Consider the following 14,590-nt stretch of genomic DNA (forward strand, 5'->3'; position numbering starts at 1 on the left):
GCGCCGCTCCCGCCGTATGAACCGTTCAGTACAAAATGAAGGTTGCGAACGCGCCGCCAACCGGTGTACAAACACGGTGCAAACGCCGCCGGAGCCGCGTGTGCCGCAGTACACCATGCAGCGGGCGCCGCCCTGCGGCTACCCGCCCCTGATAGCCGGCGGTTTGCACCGAACCTCAGAAACACCGGACACAGCGTCGAAAGACTGTACAAGGAGATTGACATGCCCAGCGACTTGCCCACTCCAGACGCCGCGCTGCGCGCCGTGTCGGCGCCTGAGCACAATCCGCTCGGTACCGCCGGCCTCGAATTCGTGGAGTTCGCCGCGCGCGACCCGCGAGCGCTCGGCGATACCTTCACCAAACTCGGCTTCAAGGCGATCGCGCGGCATATCAGCAAGGACGTCACGCTGTATCGGCAAGGTGAGATGCATTTCCTGATCAACGCGGAGCCCGATTCGTTTGCCGCGCGCTACGCCGAGGAGTACGGCGCGGGCATCTGCGCGATCGGCATTCGCGTGGCCGACGCGCAGCGCGCCTTCGATCGCGCGATCGAACTCGGCGCCTGGGCGTTCGAAGGCGAGAAGATCGGCGCGGGCGAATTGCTGATTCCGGCGATCCAGGGCATCGGCGACTCGCATATCTATTTCGTCGACCGCTGGCGCGGGCGCGGCGGCCAGCGCGGCGGTCTCGGCGACATCTCGATCTTCGACATCGACTTCCGGCCCATCGAGATCGACACGGCGCACGCCGATCTGAGCCATACGGGCATCGGCCTCGTCGCGGTCGACCACCTGACGCAAACGGTCGGTGAAGGCCGGATGCAGGAATGGCTCGACTTCTATCGCGACCTGCTCAACTTCCGCGAGATTCACGAGTTGCACGCGAACTGGCACGTGTCGGCCGAATCGCGCGTGATGGTGTCGCCGTGCGGCGCGATCCGCGTGCCGCTGTATGAAGAGGGCACGCGCCGAACCAATCTGATGCACGAGTATTTACCGGACCATCCGGGCGAAGGCGTGCAACATATCGCGCTCGCCACCGACGATATCTTCGCGTGCGTCGAGCAACTGCTCGCGAACGGCGTCGAGTTCGTCGAACCGCCGCCGCGCTATTACGATCAACTCGACGCGCGTCTGCCGGGCCATGGGCTCGACGTCGAGCGGCTCAAGTGCACGCATGTGCTGGTGGATGGCGAGATCGGTGCCGACGGCGTGCCGCTGCTGTTTTTTCAGACCTTCGTGCGCCGCCGCACCGGCGAGATCTTCTTCGAGATCGTGCAGCGCCAGGGGCATCACGGTTTCGGCGAAGGCAATCTGAGCGCGCTCGCGCAGGCACGCGAAGCCGGCGCCTGATACCCGGCCGCCTGTGCGGGCGCCTGCCCGCTTAATCGGTATCGGGCTTGCCCGCCAACTCGGGATAGATTGCGCTGTAGGACGCGGCTTCCTGCAACAGCCATTCGCGGAAACTCGCGAGCGGCTTGCCGTGGCTGAGTTCGGTGGGATAGACGAGGTAGTACGCCGAGTCCGCGACCGCCGGCGTGTCGAGCGGTATCACGAGCCCAAGCTGCTCGAGCTGCGTATCGACGAAAAAGCGCGGCACCAGCGCGATGCCGAGACCGGCCGCGGCGGCGCTGATCAACATCGTGTGGAGTTCGTAACGCACGCCCTGCATGGTCCGGTTGTCGTCGACCTCCAGGCTCGCGAACCATGCCGCCCAGCCATCCGGCCGCGTGGTGGAGTGCAGCAGCGGATAGTCCAGCAGGTCGGCGGCGTGCCGCACGGGCCGCTTCAGCAGACTCGCCGCGCACACCGGCACCACTTCCTCGCAGAACAGAAAATCCGCCGACGTGCCCGGCCAGGTCGGCTTGCCGTAGTGAATCGCCGCTTCGAAATGGGTTTCGGCGAACGGGAACGTGCCGGTGCGCACGCCCATGTTCACGCGCACATCCGGGTACTGCGTATTGAATGCCGCGAGCCGCGGAATCAGCCATTGCGATGCGAATGTCGGCAGCACGGCCAGTTCCAGATAACCGCCGCCGCTGCCATGCGCGATGATCGACAACGTGTCGCGGTCGAGCTGTTCCAGCGAGCGCCGCACCTGCGCGCCATACACCTTGCCCGCTTTCGTCAGCACCACGCGCTGTTTGACGCGCACGAACAGCCGCACGCCAAGATTGCTCTCCAACGTATTGATCTGCCGTGACACAGCGCTTTCGGTAAGAAACAGCTCGCGCGCCGCATGCGTGAAGCTTTCGTGCCGCGCGGCGGCTTCGAAAGCAAGCAGCGCGCCCATGTTGGGGATCTTGAACTTTCGCACGTTGATTCCAAAAACGCATCAAGTGGCGATTTTATCTCGCTTTACGGTGCCCCGGCGGATTTTGAATAATCTCGCCTTCAGAATGCCGTGCCGCCTTTTTGCGCCTGTGCCGACGGATTCCGTAGAGGCCTGGGCGAGCGCGCGAAGCGCTACGTGGAGAACCGATATGCGAAACATCAAGAATGCGAATGTCGAACAACTGCTGCTGAAACTGCTGGGCGCCGACAAGACCGCGCGGCTCTTCGCGACGCTCAACCATCCGCGTATCCTCGACGAATGGAACGACGGCAGCGTCACGCGCGCGGAACTCGCTCAGGCGATGAACATGGCGCTTTTCGAGGACCTGCTGGCGCGCTCGGCGAACGGCCGCCAGTACACCGAAGAGACGCTTGCCGCCGGTGGCAGCGTGTACTTCGACCACGGCGCGCTGCGCACGGTGCGCTGGCCGCACAGCGGCGCGCTGCCGCCCGGCGAAGCGGCGTTCGCGCGCATTCTGCGGCCGCTCGGCTTCAGCATCAATGGCCGCTATCCGCTCGATCGTCTCGGCATGACCGGCCGCGCGTGGGCGCATGACGACGCGCCCGACGAGATCGCACAGTTCTTCGTCAGCGAATTGCATCCGGAGCGTTTCTCGGCGACGTTTCAGCAGGTGGTGACGAAGGTGATCGGCGCGTCGCGCGATCCGTTGACGCCGCGCGCGGCCGGGCAGTTGTGGGAACTCGAACGCGACGGCGTGTTGCCGCTCGACGTGGCGCATGAATTGCTGCCGGTGATCGTCGGTGCGTTCGCGCGCCAGCACGAGACGCCATGCGAAGCCGATTACGAAGTATTGTTGAAGGAGTCGGCGGAAATGGCGTGGATTGCAACCGAAGGCAACGCGTTCAATCACGCGACCGATCGCGTCGAGGACGTCTTCAAACTCTCCGACGACGAGAAGGCCAAGGGTCGTCCGATGAAGCCGGAAGTCGAGCGCTCGCGTTCGGGCCGCGTGTTCCAGACCGCGTATCGCGCGGACAGGGTGCGGCGCGAATTCCGCACGGCTGACGGCGGCATCGTGACGCGTGAAGTGCCGGGCTCGTTCTACGAATTCATCACGCGCAAACGGAGTTTCGATCAGGATGCGCGCCGCTGGGAAACGGACCTGCGTTTCGACGCGGGCAACGCACAGGGTATCTTCAAGATGACCGCGAGCCAGGCCGCCTGAGCGCACGGCGGCAGAACGGGCGGGCGAGTGGTGGGCTGGCGGCAGCGGAGACGAGGAACGCAGTGGGAACGTCATTGGATGAAGAACAGGGCGTGAAGGAGCCGGGCGATCCGCATGCATCGATCGCGTCGGGCGCGTCGGGCGAGCGGCGCGTCGCCAGGCCGTTCACGGGCACCGCCGCCGTGATGCAGACGCTAGAGAGCGACTTGCGCCGGCATGTGCGTGGCGAAGTACGTTTCGATCAGGGCTCCAAAGCGCTGTATGCGTCCGATGCGTCGAACTATCGGCAGATTCCGCTCGCCGTCGTCGTGCCGAAGGATGTCGACGATCTGCTTGCCACGCTCGCCGCGTGCCGCCGCAACGACGTGCCGTTTCTCGCACGCGGCGGCGGCACGTCGCAAAACGGCCAATGCGTGAACGTCGCGGTCGTGGCCGACGCGAGCAAGTATGTGAACCGCGTCGTGTCGGTCGATCCTGTCGCGCGGGTGGCGATCGTCGAGCCCGGCGTGGTGTGCGATACGTTGCGCGATGCCGCCGAACAGCACGGCCTCACGTTCGCCCCCGATCCGGCGACGCACAGCCGCTGCACGCTCGGCGGCATGATCGCCAACAACTCGTGCGGCGCGCATTCGGTGATGGCCGGCAAGACCGTCGAAAACGTCGAGGCGCTGGAAATCGCGACCTTCGACGGCGCACGCTTCTGGGTCGGCCCGACATCCGATGACGAACTCGAACGTATCATCGCGGCGGGCGGCCGTCAGGGCGAAATCTACGCCGCGCTCAAGCGCTTGCGCGACACGTACGCCGCGCAGATTCGCGCGAGATTCCCGCAGATCAAACGGCGCGTGTCGGGCTTCAATCTCGATCAACTGCTGCCGGAAAACGGCTTTAACGTCGCGCGTGCGCTGGTCGGCACGGAGGGCACGTGCGCGGTGACGTTGCAGGCGAAAGTGCGGCTCGTGAAAAGTCCGGCGAAGCGCGTGATCGTCGTGGTCGGCTTCACGGACATCTACACGGCGGCGGATGCCGTGCCGCATTTCATGCGCTGCGGGCCGATCGCGATCGAAGGTCTCGACCGCGCGATCATTCGCGGCTTGCAGGCGCGCGGTTTGAAGAAGGACGAGATCGCATTGCTGCCGCCAGGCGATGCCTGGGTCGTGCTCGAATTCGGCGCGGATACGCAGGAGGCAGTGCTGCGCGGCGCGCAGGCGGCTGCCGCCTATTTCTCGTCGGGCGCCGCGGGGCCGAACGTGTCGGCGCTGCTGGTCGAAGACCGTGCGTTGCAGGCGAAGGTGTGGTCGATCCGCGAGACGGGCGCGTCGGCGGTGGCGTTGTCGGTCGATGCGGGCGCGCCCGATCCAGTGGTCGGCTGGGAAGATGCGGCGGTCGACCCGCTGCGCCTCGGCGATTATCTGCGCGCGTTCCAGGCATTAGTGGATCGATACGGCTACGAGACGAGTCTCTACGGCCATTTCGGCGACGGCTGCGTGCACGCGCGCATCACCTTCGATCTGCGCAGCGCACAAGGCGTATCGACATGGCGCGAGTTCCTGCGCGAGGCGGCGGAACTGGTGGTGGCGTTCGGTGGCTCGTTGTCGGGCGAACACGGCGACGGCCAGGCCAAGGCCGAGTTCCTGCCGATCATGTACGGCCCTGAACTGATGCAGGCCATGGAGCAGTTCAAGGCGATCTGGGACCCAGCCAACCGTCTGAATCCAGGCAAGGTGGTGCACGCGTATCGTGCCGACGAAAACCTGCGGATGGGCCCGGCCTACAAACCGGTGACGCTGCGAACGAAGCTCACGTTCGCCAGTCCGGAAGGCGAAGGCTTCCAGCGCGCGATCGAGCGATGTATCGGCATGGGCAAGTGCCGCTCGCTCGACGGCGGCACGATGTGCCCGAGTTATCGCGCGACGCGCGAGGAGACGTATTCGACGCGTGGCCGGGCGCATCTGTTCTGGGAGATGCTGCAAGGCGATGTGATCGCAGACGGCTGGCAAAGCCGCGAAGTGAAAGATGCGCTCGACACCTGCCTCGCGTGCAAGGGCTGCAAATCGGATTGCCCCACGCATACGGACATGGCTTCGTACAAGGCGGAATTTCTTTCGCATTACTACGAGAGCAATCGTCGGCCGCGTCAGGCCCTGTTCATGGGACGGATCGGCGAATGGGCGCCGTGGGCGGCGCGCTTTGCTCGCCTGACGAACTTCATGACGACGGCGCCGGGTCTGTCTACGGTCGGCAAATGGGTCGCCGGTGTGGCGCAAGCGCGCGAGTTGCCGCAGTTTGCCGGGACCACGTATCGACAGATCGCGCGGCGCGCTCCGCAATCTGCGCATGACGTTCGCGATGGCGCGAAGAAAGTCATCCTCTGGGTGGATACGTTCAACGATCATTTCACGCCCGAAGTCGCGCAAGCCGCCGCCGATGTACTCGAACAATTGGGCTGGCACGTCGTGCTGCCGAAGAACCGCCTGTGCTGTGGACGACCGCTGTACGACTTCGGTCTGCTCGAACGCGCCCGCGAACTGCTCACGCACATGCTCGACGACCTTGCGGACGATATCGCCGCCGGTGTGCCGCTGGTCGGTCTCGAACCGGGTTGTCTGTCGGTATTCAAGGACGAACTACTGAAGCAACTGCCCGATCACGCGTTGGCGAAGCAACTGTCGGCGCAAACTTTTCTGTTCTCCGATTTCGTCGCGCGCCAGCCGTTCGACTGGCCGACGCTTGCCGCCGACGTGATCGTCCATGGGCATTGTCATCAGAAGGCGCTGTTCGGCATGCAAGGCGATACCGCGCTACTGAACAAGCTCGGTGTGAAATGGAAGCTGCTCGACACGGGATGCTGTGGCATGGCTGGATCGTTCGGCTTCAACGTGGAGCATCACGCGTTGTCGCAGAAGATCGGCGAAGACAAGCTGTTTCCGGCAGTGCGTGAGGCGGCCGCGGCGAATCACGAGACGATCGTGCTGACCAACGGCTTCAGTTGCCGTGAGCAGATCGAGCAGGGGACAGGGCATCACGCGCTGCATATCGCGCAACTCGCGCAGCGGGCGTTGGCGGCGCACCTGGTTTGATCGGCAGCATAGGCACGCGAGGGCGCATCCAGGCGGCGCGCGTGCGCCCGAACTATTTCTTCGTCGATTCGATGGTGACCGGTGTTTGCGGGATGTCCGCGCTGGTCGCCATCCACAATACCTCGGCGTCTTCTTCGCTGGTGGAGACCGCCGCGTGACCGGTGCGGCTGTCGAAGTACAGACTGTCTCCGGCGTTCAGATGCGTCGGCGCGTAGAGCTCCGAATAGAGGCACACGCTGCCGCTGATCACGTAAAGGAATTCTTCGCCTTCGTGGCGGCCCCAGTCGTCGAACGCGTCGAGCGTGTGTGCGGAAATGCGGATGCGAAACGGCAACATCGCTTTGTGCGCGAGGTCGGTGGCGAGCAACTCCATCTGATAACCACGGTACGCGTGGCGCTGACCTTCGTTCTTGCGGGTCAGCGCGCGGCGGCCGCTGGCGCTCACCTTCGGCGTGGAGCCGAACAGCTCGCCGATTTCGATCTTCAGCCCGAGGACGATTTTCTGCAGCACGTCGAAAGTGGGGGACATCAGGCCGTTTTCGACTTTGGAGAGCGTCGAGCGGGAGACGCCGCACAGGCGGCTCGCGGTTTCCAGCGTCAGGTCCTGCGCCTGACGGGCGGCGCGCACGCGCCGGCCGAGGTCGGTGGTTGACGGGTCGGCGGGTTTGCTGAGATGGGTATCCATGGGGCTGCTGCTTTTTCGGGTACGCGCTTCACGATGGCGGGTTGTGTTTCCGATAATAACATTTGGCGTGAGGGGCGGAATTGGCGGGGCGGGGTGACCGGTGCGGCGGGTTGTCGGGAAGCTTCGAGGGCCTACGCATAGGCCCTGCCGACAATGGGCGGAGAAGGGCGCGCAGCAGTACACATGCGCACGCGCTTTTCTCATTGGAAACCATGGAGACTTTTGTGCGGTAGACCGCGCGCTTGCCGGCTGCTTCGATCGGTATATCGACCACTGCGCCGGTAGCGCGCTCAAGCACTGGAAAGCGGAAGGGCTTTCCAGTTGCCGGCTTGGCTCGACAGAGACTTGGCTATCGGACCTCAAGCCCCCTTGCTGAACAGTTCGTTGAGTTGCGCGCCGGATGCCGCACCCGCAAAGCCGTCGAAGCGGCCGTCGGCCAACGCTTGCGCGGCGTGCATGAAGCCGCCCCATGCCGCGCGGGCCAGCGCGCCGCCGACGCTGATGCGCCGCACGCCGAGCGCGGCCACGTCCTGCAGCGTGAAATTCGACGTCGAGCCGATCAGCAGGTTGACGGGTTTCGGCGCCACGGCGGCGACTACCGCCTCGATCTGCTCGCGTGTCTGAATGCCCGGCGCGTACAGGCAGTCGGCGCCGGCCGCGGCATAGGCCCTGAGACGCGCGATGGCGTCGTCGAGGTCGGGCTGGCCGGCGAAGAAGTTCTCCGCGCGGCCGATCAGCAAGGTATCGCCGCCCGTTTCGTCGATCGCGCGCCGTGCCGCGCTGATTCGCTGTACCGCGACGTCGATCGGGAACAGCGCCGCGGCGGGATCGCCGGTCGAGTCTTCGATGGACAGGCCCGCCACGCCGGTTTCGACCGCCAGCCTGACGCTTTCGGCGACGTCAGCCGGATCACGGCCGAAGCCGTTCTCGAAGTCCGCGTTGACGGGCAGATCTGTCGCTTCGACGATCTCGCGCAAGTGCGCGAGGACCGCGTCGCGAGGCAGCGTGTTGTCGGCGTGCGCGGTGGACCATGCGAAACCGGAGCTCGTGGTGGCGAGCGCCTGAAAGCCCAGCGTTTGCAGATAGCGGGCGCTGCCCGCATCCCACGGATTGGGCAGCACGAAACAGCCGGACGTGTGCAGGGCACGAAAGGCGGCGCGTTTCTCGGCGAGGGTGCGGGGCATGGTGAGTCTCCAGGAAATGGGAAGCCGTAGCTCCCGTATCGATCGAGGCACTTCGGGATTGACCACTAGGAAGTCTATTACTGTGCGCTCGACTTGATGACGTCGACGATGGTCGCATTGCTGAATCCGGCCGCGCGGACTTATTTGCAGCGTGGACTTTGTGGACATTGTTGTGCGCGCTTGCCTCAGTGCTCAGGCAAATGCTACCGCTGTCACGGCTCGCGGTGATAGGCGTGACTGGAGAACAGGCTGGGGCTAACGAGGGAAGTAAGGCGGCACGCCCGTATTCGCGGGCCTAGCGAAGGACGCTATGTCGGCGCGCCTCGCGATGCGATGCGACAACACGCAAGCAATGAGTAGATGACGGAATGACGAATAACGAAGCGCTCTCACTCCAATTGCCGTGCGATACACAAGAAACACGAAAGCGGATCATGCGTTAAAAAACATGACCCGCTTCGCACGGCGAACGAGGAGCAGTAATGCTCGATCACTGCCCCACACTTCCCCCCGCTTGCGACGACCCCGTCGCCGTTGTCCCATAGCCGGTCGCATCGGCCCGAGCCGCTGCATTCTGCGCGGCGACACGCGCTTCGGCTGCCTGAATATCGGCGGGATAGCTGGAATCGGTGGACTTGCCCGGCTGGTATCCCGCCTGCTCGATCTGCTTGAGTTGCGCCTGGACCTCCGCACGCGTGAGCGGCTGTTCGGATTGAGCGAACGAGGCCGCCGGCGCAGCAAGGACAACTAACACCGCCACTGCTGTGACTAGCGATTTCATGATGCTTCCCTCCGGGGACTGTTTATCCGGCACCAAGATTTTCGGCACCATTAACGGAGTCTAGGAAGCAATTAATCCAGCGGAAACCACCAGGGTGTTAATTCAGTATTGCATCAAACAATAAGTCGGGGCGCTGTAATGTCCCGTGTAAGAGGCAAGAAAACCCGTCATACGCCCTTGCGCACATCGACCCGATACGCAGTTACTTGCCTGTAAGTATCGCCGGCCTGCACGATCACCTCGTCCTGGCCGGCCATATTGACCTGATTCGGAAAGCCGCCTGCTTCGAGACACAGTCCCGCATGACGTTGATACTTGACACCACCGCGTCCGACGTCGCCATTCAGAAAGTTGCCGGTATAGAACTGTAAGCCGCGCTGATCGGTCGACACGGTCAATTCGCGTCCGCTGCCAGGGTCGTATGCGCAGGCTACCTGACGCAGCGGCGGCGCGCCTTCGCTCGCCTCGGCGCCGGATGTATCGCGCAGCACGTAGCAATGATCGAAGCCACCCGCCCTCGCGAGTTGCGTGTGCGGCCAGTCGAGGCGCCCGCCGATCGGCGCGCTTTGCCGGAAGTCGAAGGCGTTACCCGCAACCTCGGCGAGCTTGCACGGAATCATTCCAGCGTCGACTTCGAAGAACTGCTCGGCATCGATCGACAACACGTGGCCGCGAATGTCGGTACCCGGCTTGCCCGTCAGATTGAAGTACGGATGACTCGTCAGATTGAGCGGCGTCGGCGCATCGGTGATCGCTTCGTATTCGATGGTCAATGTGCCGTCGTCGTCGAGCGAATAGCGCACTTGCGTGGTGACGTTGCCCGGAAAACCGGCATCGCCTTCCGGCGACTCCAGTCGCATCAGCAGCGCGCCATTGTCTTCGCTCACGTCCCACAGCGCGCGATGAAAACCCACGCTGCCGCCATGCAGCAGGTTCGCGCCTTCGTTGCGGTCGAGCGTGTACTCGATACCGTCGAGCGTGAAGCGCGCATCGGCGATGCGGTTCGCCCAGCGGCCAATCAGGCCGCCCATATAAGTCGTGGCTGCAACGTATTCGGCGGGTGTGTCGTGGCCGAGCAGAATATCGCCGAGACGTCCGGCGCGATCCGGGGCATGCCACGAGACAAGCGTCGCACCGAGGTCGCTAATGGCGACTTTCATACCGTGCGCATTACGCAGCGTATAAAGCCGGACCCGATCGCCGCCCTGCAGGGTGCCCCATGGCTCGGAAGAAAGTTGTGCGATGCTGATCATGTCGTCGGTGGAAGGAAAGAGTAAAGGCATGCTCAGCCGGGCGCGGCTGTCGAATTCGCGCGCTCCTGGTATTCGCGCGGCGTACAGCCGAGTTCACGACGAAATACCGCGTACATGTATTGCAGCGACGTGAAGCCGCAACGAATCGCCACTTCCGCGCTGGACGCGTCGCGTTTGGCCAGCAGCGCCTTCGCCACATCGAGCTTATGGCGCAGGATTTCCTGATGCACGGTGCACTTGCGTTCGCGCCGGAAGTACTCTTCGAGCGACGAGCGCGACACGCCCACATAGTCGGCCACCTGTTCGGTGCGAATCCCCTGGCACGCGTACTGGCGGATGAAGTGCCGCGCGCGCATCACATACGGACTCGCGAGCGGCTGATGCCCCGTCGATTCGAGCACGTTGATGCCGACCGGCGGCACGAGAATGCGCCGCCCCGGAAAACGCGCGCCGTGCAGCATCTGATGCAACAGGTGCGCGGCGGTGCGGCCCATTTCTTCGGTGCCCTGAATCACGGAGGAGAGTGGAATACGCGTCAATGTGCGCGTCAGCGGATCATTGTCGATGCCGATGATCGCCACTTCCTCGGGCACCGGAATGCCTGCGATCAGACACGCTTGCAGCAGATGCCGCGCGCGCGCATCGGTCACGGCGATGATGCCGACCGGCTTCGGCAGTTGCCGCAGCCATGCGGTGAGTTGCTCGGTCGCCTGATTCCACGACGGCGCGCTGGTCGACAGGCCGCGATAGACCTCGCTGTCGATCTGCGCGGCGCTGCGTCCGTCGGCGCGGCGCAAATGAGCGAACGCGAGTTCACGCTGCTGCGCCCAGCGGTTTTCTTGCGCTTGCGGCAAGCTGTACAGCGCGAAATGTTCGAGGCCCGAGCCGATCAGATGCGTATAGGCGAGCGACACGAGCTTGCTGTTGTCGGTCGCGATATAGGGTAAGTCCGGAGGGTAGTGCGCCGGATCTTCGAACGACGAGCCGACCGCGACCACCGGCAGCGGACAATCGCGCAGCGCTTCGCCCACGGCGGGGTCGTCGAAATCGGCGATGATACCGTCGCCGTCGAAGCGCTCGATGCCGGTCAGCCGGCAGCGAAAATCTTCTTCGAGGAAGAGATCCCACGCCACCCGCGTCGACAGCAGGTAGTTGCCGATACCGGTGATGATCTCACGGTCGTAGACCTTGTTCGCGTTGAACAGCAGCGCGATCCGATGGGACGTCTGTGGTGTTTGCGGACGGGGCATGGCGGTGAGCGGCGCGCGGATCGTCTAACCCACGGCCTTTGTCTCCTGTTTAGCGGGCGCTTGAGTGTGCACTAAAGACAGCGCCTTTTTTAAGCGTCCGGTTATTCTAGGCCGCGAATCGTGCGCCGGTGCGAAACAAACGCGCGGGCGGTAAGAAACATCAAGCGCGCTGCGCAATTTCGCAATTGCCGATGCATCGCGCACGCGGCAGCATGGCGTCACCCTGGTCGACCGGCATGGCGGCGGTTTCGGGTTGCGGTGCAACATAAAACTGGAGACGCCGATGTCTTACTTCGAACACATCCCCGAGATCCGCTATGAAGGGCCGCAATCGGACAGCCCGCTTGCATACCGCCATTACGACAAAAGCAAACGGGTGCTCGGCAAGACGCTCGAAGAACATCTGCGCCTCGCGGTGTGCTACTGGCATACCTTCGTCTGGCCCGGCGTCGACATTTTCGGGCAGGGCACCTTCAGGCGTCCGTGGCAGCAAGCCGGCGACGCAATGGAGCGCGCGCTGCAAAAGGCCGACGCCGCGTTCGAGTTCTTCTCCAAACTCGGCACGCCGTACTACACGTTTCACGATACCGACGTTGCGCCCGAAGGGGCGAGTCTGAAGGAATACAGCGAGAACTTCCAGCGCGTCACCGACTATCTGGCGCGCAAGCAGCAGGATACCGGCATCAAACTGCTGTGGGGCACGGCCAATCTGTTCTCGCATCCACGTTACGCGGCGGGCGCGGCGACGAGTCCCGACCCGGACATCTTCGCGTTTGCCGCAACCCAGGTGCGCCACGCGCTCGACGCGACGCAACGGCTCGGCGGTGAGAATTACGTACTGTGGGGCGGCCGCGAAGGCTACGACACGCTGCTCAATACCGACCTCATGCGCGAACGCGAACAACTCGCGCGCTTCCTGCGCATGGTGGTCGATCATGCGCACAAGATCGGCTTCAAGGGCTCGCTGCTGATCGAACCGAAGCCGCAGGAGCCGACCAAGCATCAATACGATTACGACGTCGCGACCGTGCATGGTTTCCTGCTGCAATATGGGCTGGAAAAGGACATTCGCGTGAACATCGAGGCCAATCACGCGACGCTCGCGGGCCATTCGTTTCATCACGAGATCGCTACCGCCTATGCGTTGGGTATTTTCGGCAGTGTCGACGCGAATCGCGGCGATCCGCAAAACGGCTGGGATACCGATCAGTTTCCGAATAGCGTCGAGGAACTGACGCTCGCGTTCTACGAGATTCTCCGGCACGGCGGCTTTACGACCGGCGGGATGAACTTCGATTCGAAAGTGCGGCGCCAAAGCGTCGATCCCGAAGATCTGTTCTACGGCCACATCGGTGCGATCGACAACCTCGCGCTCGCGGTCGAACGCGCGGCGGTGCTGATCGAAAACGATCGGCTCGAACAGTTCAAGCGGCGGCGCTACGCGGGCTGGGACGTGGAACTGGGCCGCAAGATTCTCTCTGGGGATTATTCCTTGGCGACGCTCGCCACGGATGCGCTGGCGCGCGACCTGAACCCGCAGCATGCGAGCGGTCAGCAGGAGCGGATGGAAAACATCGTGAATCAGGCGATTTATAGCGGACGCTGAAACGCATCAGAGTGTGAGCAATAGAAGCAGAGGCATCACATAAAAAATCACGCGGCCACGTCGACTGCGTGAAACAGGAAGCTTTGGGTTGACGCTTGTCCGGTCTTGTCGCTCGCAGCGCAAGCCGGCCAATCCGGTATTCCGGTTATCAAAATAGGAGACAGTCATGCAATTCAAAACACGTCGTAATGTCCTGAGTTCGCTCGTGTGCGGAGCCGTACTCGCCAGCCTGTCGCTCGCCGCGCCGCTCGCGCACGCCAGCAAGGATCATCCGGAAATCGGCTTCTGTATCGACGATCTGCGCGTCGAGCGCTGGTCGCGCGATCGTGACTATTTCGTCGCCGCAGCGGAAAAGCTCGGCGCGAAAGTCTCGGTGCAATCCGCCGACGCGAGCGAAGAACGCCAGATCTCGCAGATCGAAAATCTGATCTCGCGCGGTGTGGACGTGATCGTAATTGTGCCGTTCAATTCGAAGACGCTCGGCAACGTGGTTGCCGAAGCGAGGAAGGCGGGCATCAAGGTCGTGTCGTATGATCGCCTGATTCTCGATGCCGATATCGACGCTTACATCTCGTTCGACAACGAGAAGGTCGGCGAAATGCAGGCCCAGGGCGTTTATGACGTGCGGCCGAAGGGTAACTACTTCCTGCTCGGCGGCGCGCCGACCGACAACAACGCGAAGATGCTGCGCGCCGGCCAGCTGAAGGTGCTCAAGCCCGCCATCGACAAGGGCGAGATCAAGGTGGTCGGCCAGCAGTGGGTGCCGGAGTGGAGCGCATCGACTGCGCTGCGCATCATGGAAGATGCGCTGACGGCGAACAACAACAAGATCGACGCGGTGGTCGCTTCGAATGACGGCACCGCCGGCGGGGCGATCCAGGCGCTGGCCGCGCAGAACCTCGCGGGCAAGGTACCGATCTCGGGCCAGGACGCCGACCTCGCAGCGGTCAAGCGCGTGATGGCCGGCACGCAGACGATGACGGTCTACAAGCCGCTCAAGCTGATCGCGGGCGAAGCGGCGAAGCTCTCGGTGGCGCTGGCGAAGGGCGACAAGCCGGCGTTCAACGCGCAATACGACAACGGCAAGAAGAAGATCGATACGGTCCTGCTGCAGCCGACCAAGCTGACGAAGGCCAATGTCAACCTCGTCGTGACGGATGGCTTCTACACGCAGGCGCAGCTCGCGAGCCAATAAGACGGAAGACGGGCGCGGTGTGATTGCCACGCTTC

At 63.4% G+C, this 14,590-nt stretch carries 11 protein-coding genes; 5 read left to right on the forward strand and 6 right to left on the reverse strand.

Annotation, left to right across the window (positions count from 1 at the left end):
* Window positions 1–222 precede the first annotated feature (222 nt).
* Window positions 223–1,353: a 4-hydroxyphenylpyruvate dioxygenase family protein gene (locus ACZ9H4_RS27985; RefSeq protein ID WP_408146920.1), complete on the forward strand. Its 1,131-nt coding sequence runs from the start codon at window positions 223–225 to the stop codon at window positions 1,351–1,353.
* 31 nt (window positions 1,354–1,384) lie between these two features.
* Here the strand turns inward: ACZ9H4_RS27985 and ACZ9H4_RS27990 are convergent, their stop codons facing one another.
* On the reverse strand, window positions 1,385–2,317 hold the full coding sequence (locus ACZ9H4_RS27990; RefSeq protein ID WP_476121920.1) for a LysR substrate-binding domain-containing protein: 933 nt from the start codon (window positions 2,315–2,317) through the stop codon (window positions 1,385–1,387).
* Between the two features lie 166 nt (window positions 2,318–2,483).
* Here ACZ9H4_RS27990 and ACZ9H4_RS27995 point away from each other — a divergent pair, with 166 nt between their 5' ends.
* Complete coding sequence (locus tag ACZ9H4_RS27995; RefSeq protein ID WP_408155663.1) at window positions 2,484–3,521, forward strand: DUF1338 domain-containing protein; 1,038 nt, start codon at window positions 2,484–2,486, stop codon at window positions 3,519–3,521.
* A 62-nt stretch (window positions 3,522–3,583) separates the two neighbouring features.
* On the forward strand, window positions 3,584–6,601 hold the full coding sequence (locus ACZ9H4_RS28000; RefSeq protein ID WP_476121923.1) for an FAD-binding and (Fe-S)-binding domain-containing protein: 3,018 nt from the start codon (window positions 3,584–3,586) through the stop codon (window positions 6,599–6,601).
* Between the two features lie 52 nt (window positions 6,602–6,653).
* On the opposite strand, the gene ACZ9H4_RS28005 is transcribed toward ACZ9H4_RS28000, so the two are convergent.
* The 5 genes from ACZ9H4_RS28005 to ACZ9H4_RS28025 all read right to left on the reverse strand — a co-directional run bounded on the left by ACZ9H4_RS28005 (window position 6,654) and on the right by ACZ9H4_RS28025 (window position 11,754).
* Entirely contained in the window at window positions 6,654–7,286 is a 633-nt protein-coding gene (locus tag ACZ9H4_RS28005) for a helix-turn-helix domain-containing protein (protein ID WP_042328876.1), read from the reverse strand.
* A gap of 359 nt (window positions 7,287–7,645) precedes the next feature.
* A complete protein-coding gene (locus tag ACZ9H4_RS28010) occupies window positions 7,646–8,470 on the reverse strand; it encodes an isocitrate lyase/PEP mutase family protein (RefSeq protein ID WP_476121925.1) in 825 nt (274 codons plus the stop codon).
* A 490-nt stretch (window positions 8,471–8,960) separates the two neighbouring features.
* Window positions 8,961–9,251, reverse strand: a complete 291-nt coding sequence (locus ACZ9H4_RS28015; protein WP_476121927.1) for a DUF4148 domain-containing protein — start codon at window positions 9,249–9,251, stop codon at window positions 8,961–8,963.
* Window positions 9,252–9,418: 167 nt separating this feature from the next.
* Window positions 9,419–10,504, reverse strand: a complete 1,086-nt coding sequence (locus ACZ9H4_RS28020; protein WP_476121954.1) for an aldose epimerase family protein — start codon at window positions 10,502–10,504, stop codon at window positions 9,419–9,421.
* A gap of 32 nt (window positions 10,505–10,536) precedes the next feature.
* The gene (locus ACZ9H4_RS28025) at window positions 10,537–11,754 is read right to left on the reverse strand and encodes a XylR family transcriptional regulator (RefSeq protein ID WP_408146940.1); all 1,218 of its coding nucleotides are present in this window, start codon (window positions 11,752–11,754) and stop codon (window positions 10,537–10,539) included.
* A 283-nt stretch (window positions 11,755–12,037) separates the two neighbouring features.
* On the opposite strand from ACZ9H4_RS28025, the gene xylA reads away from it, so the two are divergent.
* Both xylA and xylF read left to right on the forward strand, forming a co-directional pair.
* Window positions 12,038–13,360: a xylose isomerase gene (gene xylA, locus ACZ9H4_RS28030; protein WP_476121929.1), complete on the forward strand. Its 1,323-nt coding sequence runs from the start codon at window positions 12,038–12,040 to the stop codon at window positions 13,358–13,360.
* Window positions 13,361–13,526: 166 nt separating this feature from the next.
* Window positions 13,527–14,555, forward strand: a complete 1,029-nt coding sequence (xylF, locus tag ACZ9H4_RS28035) for a D-xylose ABC transporter substrate-binding protein (RefSeq protein ID WP_408146944.1) — start codon at window positions 13,527–13,529, stop codon at window positions 14,553–14,555.
* Window positions 14,556–14,590: the final 35 nt, after the last annotated feature.

Source organism: Paraburkholderia sp. TE9906, assembly GCF_056279605.1.

What these genes read in the sequence shown, in the direction of transcription:
- ACZ9H4_RS28010 (WP_476121925.1), bottom strand. Translation starts at nt 8,470, where the DNA reads ATGCCCCGCACCCTCGCCGAGAAACGCGCCGCCTTTCGTGCCCTGCAC.
- ACZ9H4_RS28020 (WP_476121954.1), bottom strand. Translation starts at nt 10,504, where the DNA reads ATGATCAGCATCGCACAACTTTCTTCCGAGCCATGGGGCACCCTGCAG.
- ACZ9H4_RS28025 (WP_408146940.1), bottom strand. Translation starts at nt 11,754, where the DNA reads ATGCCCCGTCCGCAAACACCACAGACGTCCCATCGGATCGCGCTGCTG.
- ACZ9H4_RS28015 (WP_476121927.1), bottom strand. Translation starts at nt 9,251, where the DNA reads ATGAAATCGCTAGTCACAGCAGTGGCGGTGTTAGTTGTCCTTGCTGCG.
- ACZ9H4_RS28005 (WP_042328876.1), bottom strand. Translation starts at nt 7,286, where the DNA reads ATGGATACCCATCTCAGCAAACCCGCCGACCCGTCAACCACCGACCTC.
- xylA (WP_476121929.1), top strand. Translation starts at nt 12,038, where the DNA reads ATGTCTTACTTCGAACACATCCCCGAGATCCGCTATGAAGGGCCGCAA.
- ACZ9H4_RS27995 (WP_408155663.1), top strand. Translation starts at nt 2,484, where the DNA reads ATGCGAAACATCAAGAATGCGAATGTCGAACAACTGCTGCTGAAACTG.
- xylF (WP_408146944.1), top strand. Translation starts at nt 13,527, where the DNA reads ATGCAATTCAAAACACGTCGTAATGTCCTGAGTTCGCTCGTGTGCGGA.
- ACZ9H4_RS27985 (WP_408146920.1), top strand. Translation starts at nt 223, where the DNA reads ATGCCCAGCGACTTGCCCACTCCAGACGCCGCGCTGCGCGCCGTGTCG.